The sequence below is a fragment of the Vibrio sp. TH_r3 genome, from assembly GCF_033101115.1.
In the GTDB taxonomy this organism is placed as follows: Bacteria; Pseudomonadota; Gammaproteobacteria; order Enterobacterales; family Vibrionaceae; genus Vibrio.
The window spans coordinates 108,946-128,514 of the sequence record NZ_JAWMPW010000003.1 but is presented as its reverse complement, the minus strand read 5'-3'; the positions used below and the strand labels follow the sequence as shown (position 1 = coordinate 128,514).

Genomic DNA, 19,569 nt, shown 5'->3' with positions numbered 1-19,569 from the left:
TTTACTATTACTCCAATTCAATGCCGGCATCTTTTGCCGCATCTTGAAGGTGACGTAAATAAATTGCTTGAATCGTTTGTTTGCTGCCCAAACCTTCTAAAACTGGAATCACATTAATATTATTTGTTGATAACATGACCTTCCAAGAGTCATCTTCGTCGCCTGCCATATCATTAGTTGCATGATCACCAGCAACAACCATTAGTGGTTTAATAGTGACATTGGTAATCTGATCGGCTTGTATTTTCTCCAACAACATATCGAAACCAGGAAAACCTTCTACCAAGCCAACATAACTGTTCACTTGTGGATACATGGTATTTAATCGCTGCTCTAATTCAGCATACAAACCGGTAGATAAATGCTCGTTACCATGTCCCATGTAAACTAAAGCAGAGTCATTTTTTTCTGCTAAAGCAATATCGTCGGCTAATGCACTAGCAAGAACATCAAGATCAGCCTGATATTCATAATGATGTCCCCAAGTACCCATTAAAGGACGACCGATAGCGATATGGTTAAAAGGTTTCCATTTTTCTTTAATTGTTTCAATCGAAGCCAATGCATCCACATACGCCTTTAAATCAATAAATTCTTCACCATGAGACAGAAGCGTGGTTTGGACAACAATATTTTTATAGCCTTCATTTTGCAGGTCAGCCAAGGTACCCAATACATTTTTAACGCTATAAAAATGCTCTGGTACCTGTGGGTGAGCACGTTTATATTCTTCATCATTTTGACGTGCATGCCATTTCTTTCGAATAATATTAGAAGTGAAAGCAAAGCGAACGGGCGTATTAGGATAGGCCGATTCAATATGCTTCTCTATCGCAATTAATGAATTAACTGCACTGTCATAAGAGGTTCCAAAAGCAGCCAATACAATTGCTGATTTGTGAGTATTCATTTTGTTTCCTGCGGTATTAGTAACATTATCATCAGACGCAACTGAAGACATGCTGACTATTGACGGCACGACGGCTAGTAGCAAAAATTTCCTGATCAAATGGCGAAAGTTGGTTGAACATTTCATAATTCTATTTCCAAAATTTTATACCGACCCAAAGGCTGGTTGAATAAAAAATGGCGATAGGGAGGAAGAGAGAATTGGTTATTGTATAAATAACGAATAAACGTCGAGACACCCGCTCGCATGCTTGTTATCCCGTTAGGCAGGTATCCTGGCTTATGGGTCAACACATAACAGCTCCTTCCCAGACAAAGTCCAGTGGTTCATTGCTATTAGCTCGCCAAACACAGTTGCGGGTACAGCCCAAGCTTCTACTTGGTTCCCTTTTAAAGAATAAAGTGAACTTTATTCTCACCTAATGGAATAGTGATATTGCCTGTTTTTGTAAAAAAATTTTTGTTTAAAATCAATAAATCAGTTATTGATTGCTTAGTTAAATCAAGTGATTAAATAAATCAATTGATCGGTTAATTAAAATAGTTGATGTTGCTTTTAATCGGCATAACGCCATTTTTTCTGCTACGCCGATTAAACGATAACGCTATTAAAGCGCTTGTTTATAAAGAGCTAAAACTTCGGCTTCATTTGGTTGTCTTGGGTTACCAGGAAGACAAGGATCTTGCATCGCTTTATCAATCCAACCAGCTAGATCAGACTCTGTGATTCCTAATTCAGCAAACCCACTTGGGATACCGACTCTTTCAGATAACTTACAAATTAGCTCAACCGCTAAATCAGCGGCTTGCTTATCATTTAGATCAAACGTAGCGCCACCCATCACCTCAGCCACTGCACGAAATGGTTCAGGACAAAGCTCCGCATTAAACTTGCATACGACTGGTAACAGTATTGCGTTACAGACACCATGAGGTAAATTATGCGTTGCTCCTGGCTGATGAGCCATAGCATGGACTAGGCCCAGTCCTGCGCTATTAAAGGCCATACCCGCTAGAAACTGAGCACACGCCAAGTTATCTCGCGCTGATAGGTTTTTGCCATCGTCTACAGCAACCGGTAACCATTTGGTGATTAATCTTATTGCTTCTAAAGCCGTCGGCTTGGTTAAAGTATGAGAGCCAGGCGTGACATAAGCTTCAACTGCATGAGTTAGTGCATCCATACCTGTTGCTGCGGTTACACCGGAGGGTAAATCGACCATCAGCGTCGGATCATTAACCGCGATATCCGGAATTTGTTTACTATCAATGATAACCATTTTGACTTGATTATCTTCATCGGTAATAACGGAATTAGAAGTCATTTCAGCAGCGGTTCCTGCCGTTGTATTAATAGCGATAAAGAAGGCACCTGGATTTTTTACCATCCCTACCCCATTGAAATCACAAATATCGCCTTCATTTGACGCCATAACTCGAATAGCTTTGGCGCAATCCACTGGGCTTCCGCCACCAACGGCAATAAAGCAGTCACACTGTGATTCTATATATTGACTTAAACCACGTCTTACCAATGACGCAGTAGGATTTGGTGTGACTTGGTCAAAAACAACATAGTCAATTGAATATCGCTTTAACTCTTGAAATAGTTTATCTAACAAGCCTAATTGAACTAAATTCGCATCGGTAACAATCAGTGCTTTTTTAACAGGTTGTTTATCGAGTTCGGCAACAGAATCTTCAACCGCTCCAACACCAGAAAAACTCAATTTTGGTAAATTCAACGCAAATGACATACAAATTCCTTACTTAATCGATCATTTGCAAACATTATAAAAACAGATCAAATAAATACTGAGTCGTCGCTATAAAAAAACTGTAGAACACAATTTTTTATTATAAGTGGACAATTTATTTTTATAAAAACAACAGGTATTAGTGAGCAATATAGGAAATAAATGCCATTACATAGCATAATACTTCAGCAGCCATTCTGACGACATCTACAGAGATTTTTTTATTTATAAAACAATGAGTTCTAATCAAAGAAAACAAAGCCACTCTAATTAAAAAAGTCGCTAACAATAGAAAAAAGCTCAATTTAGAATCCAAGCTTAACAATAATATTGACAATGTAATAAATATTAAAAAAATCACATCATCTTTTCTATCTATAACGAATATTCCCGACTTTTCTTTTTTGTTATTTTCTTTAATACAATTACCAGTATAAATAAGACTGTATGCCGTTGAATAACTCAAACAACTAGACAATACTATAACTGAATAAATACTAGTCACTTGCATTAAAACCATATATTTAACAACAAATAACATGATAACAATAAAGAAAAAAAATACATTAACTGAACTAAAATTTTCTTTTGAACCTTGACTTTTTTTCAATCTACTTGAGCTTAACTTTGCACCAAAGAAGACATGCAATTTAGGTTTTCTTGCCAGAATAAAACTAACAAAAATAGACAAACTAATTGCAACAGGTTTAGAAAAAAACAGTATTGAATAATGATAAGTTATCGCGGAAAAAAAACCGATCAACAAGCCAACCATAGAACAATATTTATAAGATTCTGCTTTTTTATGTGGATTATTAACAACACTATTTTTCAGGAAAGGACTGTGGATGGGCAAATAAGTAAAAATGGATAAAGATAAAAGAAAAATTTGCCACTCTCGCAGTATCCGAGAAAAAACATACATATTTCCCCCCTCAACTACTTTAAAAACTTGCAATTACAACTAAATTACAACTATAACGATTCTGCCTTTATAGAGGACAGCATAATGGATAAACTTAAATATATTAATTAACTTTATTTTCATGTTCTTCTGATATTGAATTTCTGAAATCTTGAGGTGTCATCCCATACGAGTTTCTAAATACTTTACAAAAGTAACTCGAGCAAGAATAACCTAAATTATGTGCAATTCTTGAAATAGACCAATCACTATATTGGAGCATTTTCTTCGCACCTTGAAGCCTCTGCTGGTTCACATAATGATTAAATCCTACCCCTATTTCTTTTTTAAATAACTTGCTGAAATAGTGCGGACTTAAAAAAACATGATCGGCGACCTCTTCTAACCTAATCTCTTCGAAATAATGTGTTTCAATATACCTGACTGCCTTTTTAATTTTTCCGTCATACGAGTGCCGACTATCGCGACTATGAAAGAGACTTTTAATGTCGTAATTATCGTTGATAACCACAAAATCCATGTGTTTTTTAACTGAGTCATCCACTAATACTTTTAATAAATCAGCAGCAGAAAATAACTTAGCGTAATCTATCACTGGAATTTTTTCATAATCACCAACTAACTCCGCATTTCTCATCCATTTCTTATCGACAGGTTGAATATCACCTAAATCATTGGCATTTTTCACTCTAGCTTGTCCACATAGAACAAAACCGACTAAGTGGCCATTTATCTCCAAAGGAATAGAAAAATCAATCAACCCAGCATGGCATCGGTAAACGCACGGTTTGTTCTCTTTTGATGCTTCCAAACCACCACACCGATCACTACTTTTACAGCGTTCATGCAAGTCTGGGTTCTGACGAATTTTCAAACAAAAATCGGTAAAATTGAAACTAGCAGATACCTCTCGACCTTCTATATCGACCAAAACCACAGCCAATCCAGTTGCGTTAGCAAAATCTTCCAGTATTTTATTAATACCCTGTGATTCTAAAAAGCTATCTGATTTCATCTGTATCATTTACCTTATTACGATTTGACTAATAAATAACCACTACAGACCTAAAATTTCAACGGGCAGTGCTACTATATGTGACAGTAAGCACTGCTTGTCTTTCATTAATTGTAAAACCGTGTTTTAGTTCAAAAATTAGATCTATTGTTTAAGCTGGAACTAAATTTTTTGTGATAAAGAATCGATAACCCGCTCCACCAATACATGCTCCTATAAGCGGCGCTACAATCGGTACAATAAAGTAAGGGATCTCAGTTAAACCTGTAAAACTGATTTCTCCCCATCCGGCGAAAAATGCAAATAATTTAGGTCCAAAATCCCGTGCTGGGTTCATAGCAAATCCTGTCAATGGCCCTGTAGCAGCACCAATAACGGCAACCAATATACCAATAAGTAATGGTGCTAATGGTCCTTTTGGCACGCCATTACCATCATCAGTTAATGCTAGAATAAGCCCCATTAAGGTTGCAGTAATAATCACTTCTACTGCTGCGGCTCGCCAAATTGAAATATCCGGATTATTATAGGTGCTAAAAATACTAGCAAGATATAAACTGTCTTCACTACCACGTATCATTGAATGCGTTTGTTCGTATAAGACAAACAGATCGGCATAAATAAAGTAACAAACCGCAACGCCAAAAAACGCACCCGCTGTTTGAGCAACAATGTAAGGTACCACTTTGCGCCTATCAAAATTAGCAAACAACCACAAACCAACCGTAACCGCTGGATTTAAGTGCGCACCCGAAATCCCAGCAGAGAGATATACCGCAAGTGAGATACCAAGCCCCCACACTATACAGATTTCCCACAAACCAAATGACGCTCCAGCAACCTTAATTGCAGCCAAGCAGGACGCCCCAAAAAATAAAAACAAACCTGTAGCAAAAAACTCTGCTATACACTGTGCTTTCAATGAGTCTTTCATGACAAACCCTTATTTAATTTAATTTATATTGTTTAATATAGTGGTCATGATATGTTTTTATATTAAAACGAAATGTACTTTTATTTTTATCACAGATCACTACTTAACTTTAAATTAAGATCACTACTTTATATAAATAACTATTTCATACTAATAAAAACACATACTTAACCAATACTATGCGTAACTAAATTTCTGTATTCATAATAACGACAAACCCAAAGTATTAGTGATAAAAAATCATCATAAAATATAGAAATTACCCACTAAACCTCTAAAATAAATAATAATATTTTATTATCCATTGTGCGAAATAATGATAAATTTACATTAAAATCATATAATTACAATTTAAAAAATACTAATGACAAATAGTAATAATTTGTCATTAGTATTTTATCCAAATGTTACTCAGATCATATAACATTGCATTTTTTATACCTGTGTCTCGAAAATCAATATTACTTTTTCACTATTTATTCATTTTTTTTAAATACTCTAACACACTGTCAAATATACAGTTTAAGGATTAAACAGCAATTTTTTACCATTAACACACCAAGATAAATTCATATATTTATTTTAAAAAGACAATTTTTTATCACCGATTCAGTATAGATTTATCCTCGTACTTATATCTCAATACACATCCATTAAACACAGCGAAAAGTAGAGGCTAATTATGCAACAAGAAGCATTAGGTATGGTTGAAACTAAAGGGTTAACTGCGGCGATTGAAGCAGCTGACACTATGGTTAAGTCAGCAAACGTGAATCTAGTCGGTTATGAAAAAATTGGCTCAGGTTTGGTTACCGTCATCGTTCGTGGCGATGTGGGGGCAGTAAAAGCAGCAACTGACGCTGGCTCTTCTGCTGCTGCTAACGTTGGCGAAATCGTCGCAACACACGTTATTCCTCGTCCTCATACGGACGTTGAAAAAATTCTTCCAAAGGGACTTGAATAATGAACGACAACCTGGTCGATGAAGTCATGACTCAGGTTATGGCGAAAGTACTAGATCAAACAAATCAAACTCCCGATCAACAAAATATTGAACGAGGCAGCAAAATGGCTGAAAAAACCTGTGGATTGACAGAATTCGTTGGTACCGCTATCGGTGACACTATTGGTGTAGTTATTGCCAATGTCGACACTGAAGTGTTAGATGCAATGAAATTGGAAAAAAAATACCGTTCTATAGGTATTTTAGGCGCACGTACTGGTGCTGGCCCGCATATTATGGCGGCAGATGAAGCAGTAAAAAGCACCAATACAGAAGTAGTAACGATTGAACTTCCACGCGATACCAAAGGTGGAGCGGGACATGGTTCATTAATTATATTTGGTGGCGACGATGTATCGGACGTTAGACGTGCCGTTGAAGTTGCACTTAAGGAACTAGACCGTACTTTTGGCGATGTTTACGCCAATGACGCTGGTCATATCGAGTTGCAATATAGCGCACGTGCAAGTTACGCATTAGAGAAAGCATTTGGTACACCTCTAGGTAAAGCGTGTGGAATTATTGTTGGTGCCCCTGCGGCTGTTGGCGTTTTAATGGCCGATACCGCAGTGAAATCTGCCAACGTAGAAACCGTTGCTTACAGCACACCTGCCAACGGAACGAGCTTCAGTAATGAAGCGATTTTAGTTATTTCAGGTGATTCAGGCGCTGTGCGCCAAGCTGTTATATCAGCACGTGAAGTTGGTAAAACCCTATTAGGAACAATGGGTGACGAACCAACAAATGACCGTCCTTCTTATATCTAATGCTAAACAGAGGTTGATCCATGAAATCAAAACGATTTGAAGCATTGGCAAAACGCCCTGTTAATCAGGACGGCTTTGTAAAAGAGTGGGTCGAAGAAGGGTTTATCGCTATGGATAGCCCTAACGATCCTGTACCTTCCATTAAAATTGTCAATGGTGAAGTTGTCGAACTCGATAGCAAACCAAAAGCCGATTTTGACCTAATTGATCATTTTATTGCCCGCTATGGTATTAATCTGGATAACGCCGAGAAAGTAATGGCGATGGATTCTGCCAAACTCGCCAATATGCTGTGTGATCCAAATGTAGCGCGTAAAGATATCGTGCCATTAACGACAGCTATGACACCAGCAAAAATTGTTGATGTTATGTCACAAATGAACGTAGTCGAAATGATGATGTCGATGCAGAAAATGCGCGCTAGAAAAACACCATCTCAACAAGCACACGTTACCAATATTAAAGACAACCCAGTACAAATCGCGGCTGACGCAGCAGAAGGCGCATTGCGCGGGTTTGATGAACAAGAAACCACCGTTGCCGTTGCTCGTTATGCTCCATTCAACGCCATCGCTTTATTAGTAGGTTCGCAAGTTGGTCGCCCTGGCGTATTAACTCAATGTGCGCTAGAAGAAGCTACCGAACTGAAACTTGGTATGTTAGGGCACACCTGCTACGCCGAAACCATTTCAGTTTATGGTACTGAACCAGTCTTTACCGATGGTGATGATACTCCATGGTCTAAAGGGTTCCTAGCTTCATCTTATGCTTCTCGTGGTTTAAAAATGCGCTTCACTTCAGGTAGTGGCTCAGAAGTTCAAATGGGCTATGCCGAAGGTAAATCAATGCTCTACCTAGAAGCTCGTTGTATCTACATAACTAAAGCTGCTGGTGTACAAGGGCTACAAAATGGTTCGGTAAGCTGTATTGGTGTGCCATCTGCAGTTCCTTCCGGCATTCGAGCTGTACTGGCAGAAAACCTAATCTGTTCTTCTTTAGATTTAGAATGTGCATCAAGTAACGACCAAACCTTCACTCACTCAGATATGAGACGAACCGCTCGTATGTTGATGCAGTTTTTACCAGGAACCGATTTCATCTCTTCTGGTTATTCCGCCGTACCAAATTACGACAACATGTTTGCTGGTTCCAACGAAGATGCAGAAGATTTTGATGACTACAACATTCTACAACGAGATCTAAAAGTAGATGGTGGGTTAAACCCTGTTTTAGAAGAAGAAGTCGTGGCAACACGTAACAAAGCCGCTAGAGCAATGCAAGCTATTTTTGCAGGAATGGGGCTACCAACAATAACCGATGAAGAAGTAACGGCTGCCACGTATGCTCACGGTTCTAAAGACATGCCAGAACGAAATATTGTAGAAGACCTTAAAGCGGCGCAAGAGATCATTGATCAAAATCGCACCGGGTTAGAAGTGGTAAAAGCGCTGGTAGAAGGTGGATTCGAAGATGTTGCTAAAGACATGTTAAATATCCAAAAAGCTAAAATCTCCGGCGATTATTTGCACACATCAGCCATTATTGTTGGTGATAATGAAGTGAGTTCTGCAGTCAATCATCTCAATGATTATGCGGGTCCAGCATCGGGTTATCGACTTGAAGGCGAACGTTGGGAACAAGTTAAAAATATCCCAAATGCGCTTGATCCAAACGAGCTCGGCTAAGGAGGTTAACTATGGAAATTAACGAAAAATTGCTGCGAACTATCATTGAAGATGTTATCGGCAGCATGCAACAACAACAAGATTCGCAAGCCGTTTCTTTCAAGAAAACAGCGGTAACCAACGCTACAACTTCAACCTCAGAAGGTTTCTTGCAAGATCGAGGTGAAGCCAAAATCAGCACCAAACGTGATGAAGTTGTCATTGCGGTCGGTCCTGCATTTGGCCTATCTCAAACCGAAAATATTATCGGTGTTCCACATCAAAACATCTTGCGTGAAATGATTGCCGGAATTGAAGAAGAAGGGTTAAGTTCACGAGTTATTCGATGCTTCAAATCTTCTGATGTTGCGTTTGTCGCAGTGGAAGGTGAGCACCTTTGTGGCTCTGGTATTTGTATCGGAATTCAATCTAAAGGAACAACGGTGATACACCAAAAAGGTTTACCACCTTTATCTAACTTAGAGCTATTTCCGCAAGCACCTTTGCTGACGTTAGAAACCTATCGTCAAATAGGTAAAAACGCCGCCAAATATGCTAAAGGGGAAACCCCGCAACCGGTTCCAACATTGAATGATCAGATGGCAAGACCAAAGTACCAAGCAAAATCTGCCGTCTTGCATATCAAAGAAACCAAACATGTTGTGACTGGCAAAAAAGCGGTTGAGCTAGCGGTCGTTATTTAAAAAGGAAGAACAGATGAACTCAGAAACGATTGAATCTATGGTTCGCGATGTACTGGAAAAAATGAATAGTCAACAAGGTTCTGCGCCTGCTCCAAGCTCAGCACCGACTAGCAGTAAAACCGCGACTGTAAATGATTACCCTTTAGCATCAGTACATCCTGATTGGGTGAAAACACCAACAGGTAAAACCGCTGCTGATATCACGGTAGAAAACGTACTTAACGGTAGCGTAACCAATGAAGACATGCGTATCACGCCTGAAGTTCTAAGAACTCAAGCTGAAATCGCACGCGATGCAGGTAGAGAACTTTTAGCACTTAACTTCGAACGTGCCGCAGAATTAACTGCAGTACCAGACGAAAAAGTACTCGATATCTACAACGCGCTAAGACCATACCGTTCTACTAAACAAGAGTTACTCGATATTGCTCAAGAATTAGATAGCAAATATCAAGCAACTATTTGTGCAGAGTTCGTTAGAGAAGCTGCTGAGTTATACCAACAAAGAAAGAAACTACAAGGTGATAACTAAGCAACAACACTCTCAATTCAACCGTAAGATATGGATAAGATTATGACTTATATTGTTGGCGTAGACATTGGTAATTCTTCTACTGAAGTCACTTTAGCTCAGTCAAATATTACTTTAGCTCAGCCGAATAATGCAACTGATGTGCATTTTATCGCCAGTGCTATTACAGATACGACTGGAATTAAAGGCACCAAACAAAACTTAGTAGGAATATACAAAGCACTAGATCTTTTAGTGGCAAAGGCTGGTATTTCTCTAAAAGAGCTTGATCTTATCCGAATTAATGAGGCCACACCTGTGATCGGTGATGTTGCAATGGAGATGATAACAGAGACTATTATCACCGAATCAACCATGATTGGTCATAATCCCAAGACTCCAGGCGGTCTTGGGATTGGTGTTGGTGTCACCATTTCTTTTAATGATTTATTAACACTTGATAATTCGAAATCCTATATCGTTGTCGTCCCTAAAGAGATCGATTTCGCAGATGCGGCAGCCATGATCAACGCGGCGCAATATGCAGGGTATAACATTACTGGCGCGATATTACAAAAAGACGATGGCGTTCTAGTTAACAATCGTCTCAACAAAATCATACCTATTGTGGATGAGGTTGCCTTTGTCGACAAAATTCCACTAGGTATGCAAGCCGCAATAGAAGTCGCCGAACAAGGCAAAGTCATCAGTACCCTATCTAATCCATATGGTATTGCGACTATGTTTGAACTCACTGCCGACGAAACTAAAAGTATTGTACCAGTGGCTCGTGCATTAATTGGCACTCGTTCCGCTGTTGTGGTTAAAACGCCAGAAGGTGATGTTAAGGCAAGAGTCATTCCTGCCGGTAAATTGTCGTTATTCAGCAAAAACCAAACCCTAGAAGTTGATATTGCCCGTGGCAGCGAAGCAGTTATGGATGCAGTCTCTTCGATTGGTCAACTCAGCAATGCCACTGGCGAGACCGGAACCAATATTGGCGGGATGATAGAAAATGTTCGGCAGACCATGGCGGAGTTAACCAATAAACCTTGTGATGAAATATTTATCCAAGATTTGCTCGCAGTAGATACCTTAGTACCGGTAAACGTGCAAGGCGGGCTTGCAGGTGAATTTGCTCTTGAGCACGCTGTTGGCATCGCGTCCATGGTGAAATCTGACCACTTACAAATGGCACGAATTGCAGAAGATATTCGCCATACGTTAGGTATTGATGTACAGATAGGAGGTGCTGAAGCGGAAGCGGCTATTTTAGGCGCACTCACCACTCCAGGTACAGATAAACCAATGGCTATTTTAGATTTAGGAGCAGGCTCAACCGATGCTTCTATCATCAATAGTAAGGAAGATATTGTCGCAATTCACCTCGCTGGTGCAGGACAAATGGTCACCATGATTATCGCAGCGGAATTGGGCTTACAAGATCATTATTTAGCCGAAGACATTAAACGCTACCCACTCGCGAAAGTTGAAAGTTTATTTCATATTCGTCATGAAGATAACACCGTACAATTTTTTGATAAACCACTTTCATCCGATGTGTTTGCTCGCGTTGTCGTAGTGAAAGAAGATGGCTTTATCCCACTTGACGGTGAACTTACATTGGAAAAAGTTCGCAACATTCGACAAAACGCCAAATCACGAGTTTTTGTAACCAACTCTTTACGCGCACTGAAAACGGTCAGCCCAACAGGCAATATCCGTGATATTCCTTTTGTCGTCTTGGTCGGAGGCTCTTCTTTAGATTTCGAAATACCACAATTGGTCACCGATGCACTTGCTCATTACAACCTTGTTGCTGGTCAAGGAAATGTTCGTGGCTGTGAAGGACCGAGAAACGCCGTCGCAACAGGCTTAATCCTCTCCATGTCAAAGGAGAAAAACAATGATTAACTTCAGCGAGCATAAACCCAGTATTTTGATCATGACAGAACAAGGCAAGATCGATAACCAATGGAATCAAGTCCTTTGGGGTATTGAGGAAGAAGGTATTCCGTTTCAAATTAAGCAAGCTAATAGTGAGTATTCCATCGAAGAAAACGCGTATGAGGCCGCTCATCAATCGGCACTAGCTGTAGGAATCGCCTGTTCCAATAACGAAATAGTAATTCATTACAAAAATTTGCAACAACAACAACCTTTATTCAGAACAAACTCGAACGCGACTACCAAACCAGAACAACTCAGAAACCTAGGTAGCAACGCAGCACGTTTGGTCAAAGGTATCCCATTTAAAATAAGTGAATGAGCAGTAAGGAGAACACCACGGTGAAGACATCTCTTGGTTTATTAGAAGTAAAAGGACTAGCTTTAGCAATTAACACTGCTGATTCTATGGCTAAATGCGCCGCCGTCAATATTGTTGAAATAGAAAAAACCAATGGTGGCGGTTGGATGATGATAAAAATCACAGGGGACGTTTCTGCTGTTCAATCGGCAATCTCTACAGGTGCTTCATTAGCCGAAAAACACAGTGGTTTAGTTTCCCATAAAGTTATATCACGTCCAGATCAACAATTGCTCAATGCGATAAATACAACGGTAAAACAACCGAAAGTATCAGCGCTTCCTATTGAGAATGTTGAGCCACAAGTTGAAGCAACAACCAACCAACCTGCTGATGTTATTGATAATGCTGATATAGATGACGATACACAACAGAATCAATTATCGGCAGAAACATCTATGGAGGATATCTCTAATCAAGATCTAGCCAGCGATGAACAAGAGCACAACCAACCGTTAGAACCTACATGCAATCTTTGCCAAGACCTAGCCTGCCCAAGAATAAAAGGAGAACCGCATGGCAATTGCATAAATAAGGGTAAGAAAAATGATTAACGAAAATGTTATTCGCAACGCAGTTGATAATGTCTTCGAACAGTTGCGTCATCGACCTATTCCCGTTGGTGTGTCTAATAGGCATATTCATCTTTGTAAAGAAGATTTCAACCAACTCTTTCCAGGTAACGATTTAACCGTAAAAAAAACCTTACTTCAACCAGGTCAGTATGCGGCAGAAGAAACATTAACTGTATGTGGTCCTAAGGGCTGTATCGAACGCGTACGAGTTTTAGGCCCTTTACGCAGTGCAACACAAGTTGAACTTTCGGCCACCGATGCAAGAAGTATTGGCGTAAAAGCCCCGCTTCGTTTATCTGGTCGACTCAATGACACCCCTGGCGTGCGGCTTGTGAGCCCATTCGGTGAAGTAACGCTACAACAAGGCACCATTATCGCCCTGCGTCATATCCATATGTCGCCAGTAGATGCGCTGATTTATGGTGTTTCAAATGGTGATTCTGTGAAAATTGCGATTCAAGGCACATTACGAAAAGCTATTTTCGATGATGTAGCAATACGTGTTGATCCAGAACTCACACTAGAAATGCATATTGATACAGATGAAGCTAATGCAGCAGATCTTGGTAACAGTGAAGCGTTTGCTGTCCTAATAAAAGAATAGAGGTGAAGTAAGTGGCCAGTAGTGAGCTCGATATTAACCCTGTAACTATGAGCACTTTTGATATCAATAATTTTGACATCGAGAAAATCGTTGATGCCGTCATTACCGTATTAACACAACGCGGTTCAAGTACCTACAAAACGGATACACATCAACTAGCTCAAGGGTTACCAACTTCTGTTTATACTCAATACGGCACACTATTTATTGCGCTTCCTGACATGCTGTTTATTCAACAGTTAGCCGATGGGCATAGTGGAGAAAACAATGTAGCAGTCAAAAGCGTGTATGAAGCTCTTTCTTATGGCTTAACGCTAAAAATCAGTCTTCATCAGCAATTGCTCTCTTCCCTGCCACTAGAGAAACTGTCGGTTTTACCGGTTCATTTATACGACCAACTTGGTAACCCCATCGGCTTAGAAACAGGCTCGATAATTAGTTACCAACAGGTCATCACATTTTCTGGTAAATGGCTGGTTGCTCCTCACAACATACTAGTGACGCAACTCGCCAAAGATATTCTTATTCAGAAAAACATTCACTTGATTAAAGTGAGGTAACTACTCATGCAATTAGCAAAAGTCGTTGGTTCAATTGTTTCAACCCAAAAAACGCCATCGTTGATCGGCAGAAAATTGCTGATTGTACGCCGTATTAATGGAAATGAAACGAAACTATCCAATCCGGAATGGTCAGATGAAATAGCCGCAGATTGTGTTGGCGCTGGAGAAGGTGAACTGGTTTTTGTCACTCGCGGGTCATCAGCAAGACTTATTCAAGACAACGGTTCAGAAGCCGTCGATCTTGCCATTATTGGCATTGTCGATTCGGTTAGCTATCAAGATGAGCAATAAAGGTAAGTTGTAATGAGCATTTATACAAAAAAAGGCGATGCAGGTTCAACATCACTTGTTGGTGGTGTAAGAGTCAATAAATCGGATGAGCAAGTCGAAACTTACGGGACCATCGATGAATTAAACTCTTGTATTAGTTTAGCCAGCAAGACGGTGCAAGATAGTGACAATATCGCCTTGCTAGAGTCAATTCAGCATCAACTGTTCTATTTAGGTGCCGAGATTGCCACAGCAAAAGAGAACGCTATCAAAACCGATCAAAAAATAGTCGAAGATAGCGATATTGAGCAAATGGAAAAAGCGATAGATCGTTGTATGTCAGCTCTACCTCCAGTACGTAGTTTTATATTACCTGGTAGTTCTGAATCTGGCAGTAGGCTCCATTATGCTCGGACCATTGCTAGACGAGCAGAAAGACGTCTGGTTTCTCTTGCTCAATTGCAAACGGTACGCCCTGTTGTACTCAAATATATTAATCGCCTTTCGGATTTTCTTTATGCCTTAGCTCGCCATGAAGATCAGCTCGACGTTAATAAAAAAATGATCAACAAAATTGTAAACCACTACCTAGAAGCAACGACGTTATCAACACAAGCTACCAGCAGCGCACAAACTCAAGATCAACAACAGCGGAGTGAGGAACCAATTATGCCTCCAACCATGAAACTCAACTTTGCCCACGTGCATCAAATGATGAAACAAGCCGTTGATGCAGCAATGAAACTCGCGATACCTGTTGTCATTTCTGTAGTCGATAATAATGGTCATTTAATTATGACCTACCGTATGCCCGATGCGTTGTTAGTGAGCACTGAATTGGCACCGAAAAAAGCCTATACATCTGTCGCTCTAAAAACCGCAACCCATCAATTATCAGAATTAGTTCAACCGGGAAGCGATCTTTACCAATTAGAAAGTATGTGTGATGGGAAAATCATCACATTTGGAGGTGGCATTCCTTTGTACAGCGGCAAGGAATTACTTGGAGCCATTGGTATTAGTGGCGGGACAGTGGCTGAAGATGTGGACATTGCATTAGCCGCTATTAAAAATTTAGATTTAGAGGAAAACTAAAAAATGGACAACACTGAATTAGAGACCATAGTACGCAATATTTTAACTGAAAAACTGGCTGCCACCACGGCAAGCCATGTCGAAAGTTCATCCTCAGAATCGTATGCACTGTTTGACGATGTCGACACAGCGATAATGGCCGCGACAAAAGCATTTAAAAGATTCCACCAAAGCCCATTAAAAACTCGAAGTGCAATTATTACCGCTATTCGCAAAGAAATTGCACCTATCATTGCCAAGTTATCGGCCGATGCGGTTGCGGAATCAGGGATGGGTAACACAGAAGACAAAATTCTAAAAAATCAAGCCGCGCTTGAAAACACGCCCGGTATAGAAGATCTAACCACTCAAGCCTTGACCGGTGATGATGGAATGGTGTTATACGAATACTCTCCGTATGGAGTGATAGGTTCAATTACACCAAGTACCAACCCAACGGAAACCATCATCAACAATTCCATTAGTATGATTGCCGCGGGTAATAGTGTCTATTTTTCTCCTCACCCGGGAGCCAAAATCGTCTCATTATGGCTGATCAGTAAAATGGAAGAAATTGCATTTAAAGCCAGTGGAATTAGAAACTTAATCGTCACTATTAAACAACCTAGTTTCAAAGCAACTAAAGAGATGATGAATCATCCAGGTGTCGCTTTATTAGCCGTGACCGGTGGACCTGCCATAGTTGAATCTGCAATGAAAACCGGCAAAAAAGTAATTGGTGCAGGAGCAGGAAATCCGCCTTGCTTAGTTGATGAAACAGCAGAAATCATTCATGCAGCAAAAAGTATTATTGCCGGTGCATCGTTAGACCATAACGTCCCTTGTATTGCCGAAAAATCAGTTATTGTCGTTGATCAAGTCGCTGATCAGTTAATTCAACAAATGCAATCGTTTGATGCCCATTTAATATCTAAAGCTAGTGAAATTGAAAGCTTGCGTAATATTTGCTTTCTAAACGGAGCAGTAAACAAAGATTTAGTCGGTAGAAGCCCCGCGACTATTTTGGCCGCTGCTGGGATAGATTGCCCAGAAAAAGAACCGAAGCTGATTATATTAGAAACAGAAAAAGATGATTTATTTGTTATAGAAGAACAGCTTATGCCTGTTATCCCAATTGTAAGAGTCAAAGACTTTGACCAAGGACTCGAACTCTCTTTAACGGTAGAAAATGGCTTACATCATACTGCGATTATGCATTCGCAGAATGTCTCTCGCTTAAACAAAGCCGCACAAATAATGCAAACCTCTATTTTTGTTAAAAATGGACCATCTTACAGTGGTATTGGTGTAGGAGCAGAAAGCTTTACCACCTTCACAATTGCGACCCCAACAGGCGAAGGAACCACATCGGCAAAATCGTTTGCGCGTTCGCGTCGTTGCGTATTGCAAAATGGATTTTCAATCCGTTAATTACTAAAAAGCGTTGTCATTACTAACAACGTTGAGAAGGGATGATGAAGAAATTTTCGGTTAAAACCAGAGTATATAGCGGTGTTGCAAGTCTTGAATACTTGCAACGCTTCACTCACAAAAAAATATGGATTGTTTGTGATGGCTTTTTAGCAACCAGTCCGCTGTTCACTCGACTAAAGTCAATGCTAGATAACGATAACGAGTTATTCGTTTATTCTGATATTAGCTCAGATCCCGACATTACCACTATTGTAAAAGGGATTGCTGACTTACAACAAGTACAACCAAATATCATCATCGGTTTTGGTGGCGGCTCGGCCATAGACGCCGCCAAAGCAATACGATTTTTTGTTGAACAAAACCACCATTTACCTCTTGAATGTTGTATCGCAATACCTACAACCAGCGGTACTGGGTCAGAAGTCACCTCTGCTACTGTTATCAGTGACAAAGAAAAAGGTATCAAATACCCGCTTTTTCACCCCAGTATTTTTCCTGACATTGCTATTTTAGATCCCGAATTAATCGTTAGCGTACCCGATGATATAACAGCAAACACTGGCATGGATGTATTAACTCACGCCCTAGAAGCCTACGTATCATTAGAGGCAAACGACTTTGCAGACGCACTAGCAGAAAAAGCCATCTACAATATTTTTCAATATCTTCCTACTGCATATACTAACGGTTCTTGTATACCCACACGAACAAAGGTACACAACGCATCTAGCATGGCAGGCATGGCTTTTAGTCAAGCTGGCTTAGGGTTAAACCATGCTATTGCACATCAATTAGGTGGTCAGTTTCACATAGCACATGGTCATGCTAATGCCATTTTGCTTCCTCACGTCATTCGACACAACGCCAAAAACATTCGTGCCAGAAAACGTTATGCCAGAGTTGCCAAACTCTGCCAACTCTGCCCGAAATCAATTAACGATATGGCCGCAGTCAATCAACTAATTTATCAAATCAAACAGTTAATGGTGAAACTACATATCAAAACGTCGTTACGAAAAATGGGCATTAACGACAAAATGATGAGAGAGAAACAAGCAGCAATAATTAAAGCAACCTTTGCTGACAGTACGATTGAAACCAACCCATGCCCAACAACAGATAACGACATCAAAAAAATATTAGAGGCAATTCTATAATGGAAACATTACATTCGCCTACAGACGTTAAGGCATCAAATCACGTTATTGTATCAAGCACTTTGCACAAGGCTGATCAACAAACCATGCTCCAAAATGTACGTGACGCAGGTATCGTTGGAGCAGGTGGTGCTGGTTTTCCTACTTACGTCAAATTACAAGCAAAAGCAGAAATATTCCTGGTTAATGCTGCTGAATGCGAGCCCATGCTTAAAGTTGATCAACAATTAATGGTCCAAGAAGCCAGCAAGCTTATACGCGGATTGCAATATGGAATGGCATTGACTGGGGCTAAAGAAGGCATCATCGCTTTAAAAGAAAAATATCAACAGGCCATGTCAGCTCTGACGCCATTGTTACCGGATAATATTCGCATCCATGTTTTACCAGACATCTATCCTGCTGGTGATGAGGTGATTACTATTTGGCTCGCTACTGGTAGACAAGTTGCAGCCGGTGACTTACCTATTAGCATTGGAGTATTGGTTAATAATGTACAAACTTTAATCCAGCTAGCCGATACATTAGAGCACAATAAACCCGTCACTAAGCGTACCTTAACCGTCAATGGTGCCGTTGCTAATCCGATTACTTTTACTGCACCGATAGGTATCACCTTGGCAGAAGCTTTGCAATTGGCCGGAGGCGTAACCATACCAAATCCAGCCTTTATTGTTGGTGGTCCTATGATGGGAAAAATCACAGATGATCTCAATAAACCAGTAACAAAAACCACTGGCGGATTACTTGTTCTTCCCAGCACTCACTTAATCATTAAGCGTCAACAACAAACTCTACAATCAATTATGGCCATGGCGCGTAATGTTTGTGAGCAATGTAAAATGTGTACCGAGCTCTGCCCAAGACATCTTATCGGTCATGAATTGTCACCAAGTGAAATAGTTAAAGCAGTCTGCTATGAAAAAGTCAGTAAGCCCTCTATTTTACTTTCCGCGTTAACCTGTTCCGAATGCGGAATATGTGAAGCTTACGCATGCCCGGTTGAAATTTCACCTATGCGAGTAAACCAAATGCTTAAAAAACAATTTAGGCAGCAAGGCGCTAAATATGAAGGAGAACTCCGCGAGGTAGACCCGATGATGACTTATCGCATGTTACCAACAAAACGTCTGGTCGCTCGGCTTAATTTAGAAGAATTTAATAAAGATGCACCAATACAATCACTCAACTGGTCGCCAGACAAGGTCACCATTCCTTTGCAGCAACACATAGGAAAGCCTTCCAATCCTATCGTCACTGTAGGCGAACACGTACAAGCAGAACAGTGCATCGCAACTGCAGATAATGACGCATTGGGTGTGTCTATTCACTCTAGCATTACTGGTGTAGTTAGCCAGATTTCTGATTCCGATATAACAATAACAAGGGAGTAAC

Annotated in this window: 20 protein-coding genes and 1 riboswitch; of the genes, 15 read left to right on the top strand and 5 right to left on the bottom strand. The window is 40.1% G+C overall.

Annotated features, from left to right (window positions below):
- Nucleotides 1-7: 7 nt before the first annotated feature.
- The 5 genes from R3X26_RS04635 to R3X26_RS04615 all read right to left on the bottom strand — a co-directional run bounded on the left by R3X26_RS04635 (nucleotide 8) and on the right by R3X26_RS04615 (nucleotide 5,540).
- On the bottom strand, nucleotides 8-1,036 hold the full coding sequence (locus R3X26_RS04635) for a sirohydrochlorin cobaltochelatase (RefSeq protein ID WP_317716041.1): 1,029 nt from the start codon (nucleotides 1,034-1,036) through the stop codon (nucleotides 8-10).
- 120 nt (nucleotides 1,037-1,156) lie between these two features.
- Nucleotides 1,157-1,347, bottom strand: a riboswitch (cobalamin riboswitch).
- A gap of 170 nt (nucleotides 1,348-1,517) precedes the next feature.
- A complete protein-coding gene (gene fucO / locus R3X26_RS04630; RefSeq protein WP_317716040.1) occupies nucleotides 1,518-2,666 on the bottom strand; it encodes a lactaldehyde reductase in 1,149 nt (382 codons plus the stop codon).
- A 139-nt stretch (nucleotides 2,667-2,805) separates the two neighbouring features.
- Nucleotides 2,806-3,591 carry a hypothetical protein gene (locus tag R3X26_RS04625; RefSeq protein WP_317716039.1) on the bottom strand — a complete coding sequence of 262 codons (786 nt, stop codon included), beginning with the start codon at nucleotides 3,589-3,591 and terminating at the stop codon, nucleotides 2,806-2,808.
- A gap of 103 nt (nucleotides 3,592-3,694) precedes the next feature.
- Entirely contained in the window at nucleotides 3,695-4,606 is a 912-nt protein-coding gene (locus tag R3X26_RS04620; protein WP_317716038.1) for a PocR ligand-binding domain-containing protein, read from the bottom strand.
- Between the two features lie 151 nt (nucleotides 4,607-4,757).
- Nucleotides 4,758-5,540: an MIP/aquaporin family protein gene (locus R3X26_RS04615; protein WP_317716037.1), complete on the bottom strand. Its 783-nt coding sequence runs from the start codon at nucleotides 5,538-5,540 to the stop codon at nucleotides 4,758-4,760.
- Nucleotides 5,541-6,222: 682 nt separating this feature from the next.
- On the opposite strand from R3X26_RS04615, the gene pduA reads away from it, so the two are divergent.
- The 15 genes from pduA to R3X26_RS04540 are packed head-to-tail and all read left to right on the top strand — an operon-like array spanning nucleotide 6,223 to nucleotide 19,568.
- Nucleotides 6,223-6,504, top strand: a complete 282-nt coding sequence (gene pduA, locus R3X26_RS04610; RefSeq protein ID WP_317716036.1) for a propanediol utilization microcompartment protein PduA — start codon at nucleotides 6,223-6,225, stop codon at nucleotides 6,502-6,504.
- Nucleotides 6,501-7,310: a propanediol utilization microcompartment protein PduB gene (pduB, locus tag R3X26_RS04605; protein WP_317716204.1), complete on the top strand. Its 810-nt coding sequence runs from the start codon at nucleotides 6,501-6,503 to the stop codon at nucleotides 7,308-7,310. The genes pduA and pduB overlap by 4 nt, the downstream gene beginning before the upstream one ends.
- Before the next feature lie 20 nt (nucleotides 7,311-7,330).
- A complete protein-coding gene (locus R3X26_RS04600; protein WP_317716035.1) occupies nucleotides 7,331-8,995 on the top strand; it encodes a propanediol/glycerol family dehydratase large subunit in 1,665 nt (554 codons plus the stop codon).
- A gap of 11 nt (nucleotides 8,996-9,006) precedes the next feature.
- Nucleotides 9,007-9,678: a propanediol/glycerol family dehydratase medium subunit gene (locus R3X26_RS04595; RefSeq protein ID WP_317716034.1), complete on the top strand. Its 672-nt coding sequence runs from the start codon at nucleotides 9,007-9,009 to the stop codon at nucleotides 9,676-9,678.
- Between the two features lie 13 nt (nucleotides 9,679-9,691).
- Nucleotides 9,692-10,210, top strand: a complete 519-nt coding sequence (gene pduE / locus R3X26_RS04590) for a propanediol dehydratase small subunit PduE (RefSeq protein ID WP_317716033.1) — start codon at nucleotides 9,692-9,694, stop codon at nucleotides 10,208-10,210.
- A gap of 42 nt (nucleotides 10,211-10,252) precedes the next feature.
- A complete protein-coding gene (locus R3X26_RS04585) occupies nucleotides 10,253-12,103 on the top strand; it encodes a diol dehydratase reactivase subunit alpha (RefSeq protein ID WP_317716032.1) in 1,851 nt (616 codons plus the stop codon).
- Nucleotides 12,096-12,458, top strand: coding sequence for a glycerol dehydratase reactivase beta/small subunit family protein (locus R3X26_RS04580; protein ID WP_317716031.1), 363 nt, complete (start codon nucleotides 12,096-12,098; stop codon nucleotides 12,456-12,458). The genes R3X26_RS04585 and R3X26_RS04580 overlap by 8 nt, the downstream gene beginning before the upstream one ends.
- Before the next feature lie 20 nt (nucleotides 12,459-12,478).
- A complete protein-coding gene (locus R3X26_RS04575; protein WP_317716030.1) occupies nucleotides 12,479-13,051 on the top strand; it encodes a BMC domain-containing protein in 573 nt (190 codons plus the stop codon).
- Nucleotides 13,044-13,676 carry a phosphate propanoyltransferase gene (locus R3X26_RS04570; RefSeq protein WP_317716029.1) on the top strand — a complete coding sequence of 211 codons (633 nt, stop codon included), beginning with the start codon at nucleotides 13,044-13,046 and terminating at the stop codon, nucleotides 13,674-13,676. The genes R3X26_RS04575 and R3X26_RS04570 overlap by 8 nt, the downstream gene beginning before the upstream one ends.
- A gap of 11 nt (nucleotides 13,677-13,687) precedes the next feature.
- Entirely contained in the window at nucleotides 13,688-14,236 is a 549-nt protein-coding gene (gene pduM / locus R3X26_RS04565; RefSeq protein ID WP_317716028.1) for a PduM family microcompartment protein, read from the top strand.
- Nucleotides 14,237-14,242: 6 nt separating this feature from the next.
- The gene (locus R3X26_RS04560; RefSeq protein WP_317716027.1) at nucleotides 14,243-14,530 is read left to right on the top strand and encodes a EutN/CcmL family microcompartment protein; all 288 of its coding nucleotides are present in this window, start codon (nucleotides 14,243-14,245) and stop codon (nucleotides 14,528-14,530) included.
- 12 nt (nucleotides 14,531-14,542) lie between these two features.
- Nucleotides 14,543-15,604, top strand: a complete 1,062-nt coding sequence (locus R3X26_RS04555) for a cob(I)yrinic acid a,c-diamide adenosyltransferase (RefSeq protein ID WP_317716026.1) — start codon at nucleotides 14,543-14,545, stop codon at nucleotides 15,602-15,604.
- A 3-nt stretch (nucleotides 15,605-15,607) separates the two neighbouring features.
- Entirely contained in the window at nucleotides 15,608-17,014 is a 1,407-nt protein-coding gene (locus tag R3X26_RS04550) for an aldehyde dehydrogenase family protein (protein WP_317716025.1), read from the top strand.
- A 41-nt stretch (nucleotides 17,015-17,055) separates the two neighbouring features.
- Complete coding sequence (locus R3X26_RS04545; protein WP_317716024.1) at nucleotides 17,056-18,174, top strand: 1-propanol dehydrogenase PduQ; 1,119 nt, start codon at nucleotides 17,056-17,058, stop codon at nucleotides 18,172-18,174.
- Nucleotides 18,174-19,568 carry an SLBB domain-containing protein gene (locus R3X26_RS04540; protein ID WP_317716023.1) on the top strand — a complete coding sequence of 465 codons (1,395 nt, stop codon included), beginning with the start codon at nucleotides 18,174-18,176 and terminating at the stop codon, nucleotides 19,566-19,568. Before R3X26_RS04545 ends, R3X26_RS04540 begins: the two co-directional genes overlap by 1 nt.
- Nucleotide 19,569 lies beyond the last annotated feature (1 nt).

Coding starts and splice junctions, on each gene's coding strand:
- R3X26_RS04545 (WP_317716024.1), top strand. CDS start 17,056: ATGATGAAGAAATTTTCGGTTAAAACCAGAGTATATAGCGGTGTTGCA.
- pduE (WP_317716033.1), top strand. CDS start 9,692: ATGAACTCAGAAACGATTGAATCTATGGTTCGCGATGTACTGGAAAAA.
- R3X26_RS04585 (WP_317716032.1), top strand. CDS start 10,253: ATGACTTATATTGTTGGCGTAGACATTGGTAATTCTTCTACTGAAGTC.
- R3X26_RS04620 (WP_317716038.1), bottom strand. CDS start 4,606: ATGAAATCAGATAGCTTTTTAGAATCACAGGGTATTAATAAAATACTG.
- R3X26_RS04600 (WP_317716035.1), top strand. CDS start 7,331: ATGAAATCAAAACGATTTGAAGCATTGGCAAAACGCCCTGTTAATCAG.
- R3X26_RS04580 (WP_317716031.1), top strand. CDS start 12,096: ATGATTAACTTCAGCGAGCATAAACCCAGTATTTTGATCATGACAGAA.
- R3X26_RS04540 (WP_317716023.1), top strand. CDS start 18,174: ATGGAAACATTACATTCGCCTACAGACGTTAAGGCATCAAATCACGTT.
- R3X26_RS04560 (WP_317716027.1), top strand. CDS start 14,243: ATGCAATTAGCAAAAGTCGTTGGTTCAATTGTTTCAACCCAAAAAACG.
- pduA (WP_317716036.1), top strand. CDS start 6,223: ATGCAACAAGAAGCATTAGGTATGGTTGAAACTAAAGGGTTAACTGCG.
- R3X26_RS04615 (WP_317716037.1), bottom strand. CDS start 5,540: ATGAAAGACTCATTGAAAGCACAGTGTATAGCAGAGTTTTTTGCTACA.
- fucO (WP_317716040.1), bottom strand. CDS start 2,666: ATGTCATTTGCGTTGAATTTACCAAAATTGAGTTTTTCTGGTGTTGGA.
- R3X26_RS04555 (WP_317716026.1), top strand. CDS start 14,543: ATGAGCATTTATACAAAAAAAGGCGATGCAGGTTCAACATCACTTGTT.
- R3X26_RS04625 (WP_317716039.1), bottom strand. CDS start 3,591: ATGTATGTTTTTTCTCGGATACTGCGAGAGTGGCAAATTTTTCTTTTA.
- R3X26_RS04550 (WP_317716025.1), top strand. CDS start 15,608: ATGGACAACACTGAATTAGAGACCATAGTACGCAATATTTTAACTGAA.
- R3X26_RS04595 (WP_317716034.1), top strand. CDS start 9,007: ATGGAAATTAACGAAAAATTGCTGCGAACTATCATTGAAGATGTTATC.
- R3X26_RS04635 (WP_317716041.1), bottom strand. CDS start 1,036: ATGAAATGTTCAACCAACTTTCGCCATTTGATCAGGAAATTTTTGCTA.
- R3X26_RS04570 (WP_317716029.1), top strand. CDS start 13,044: ATGATTAACGAAAATGTTATTCGCAACGCAGTTGATAATGTCTTCGAA.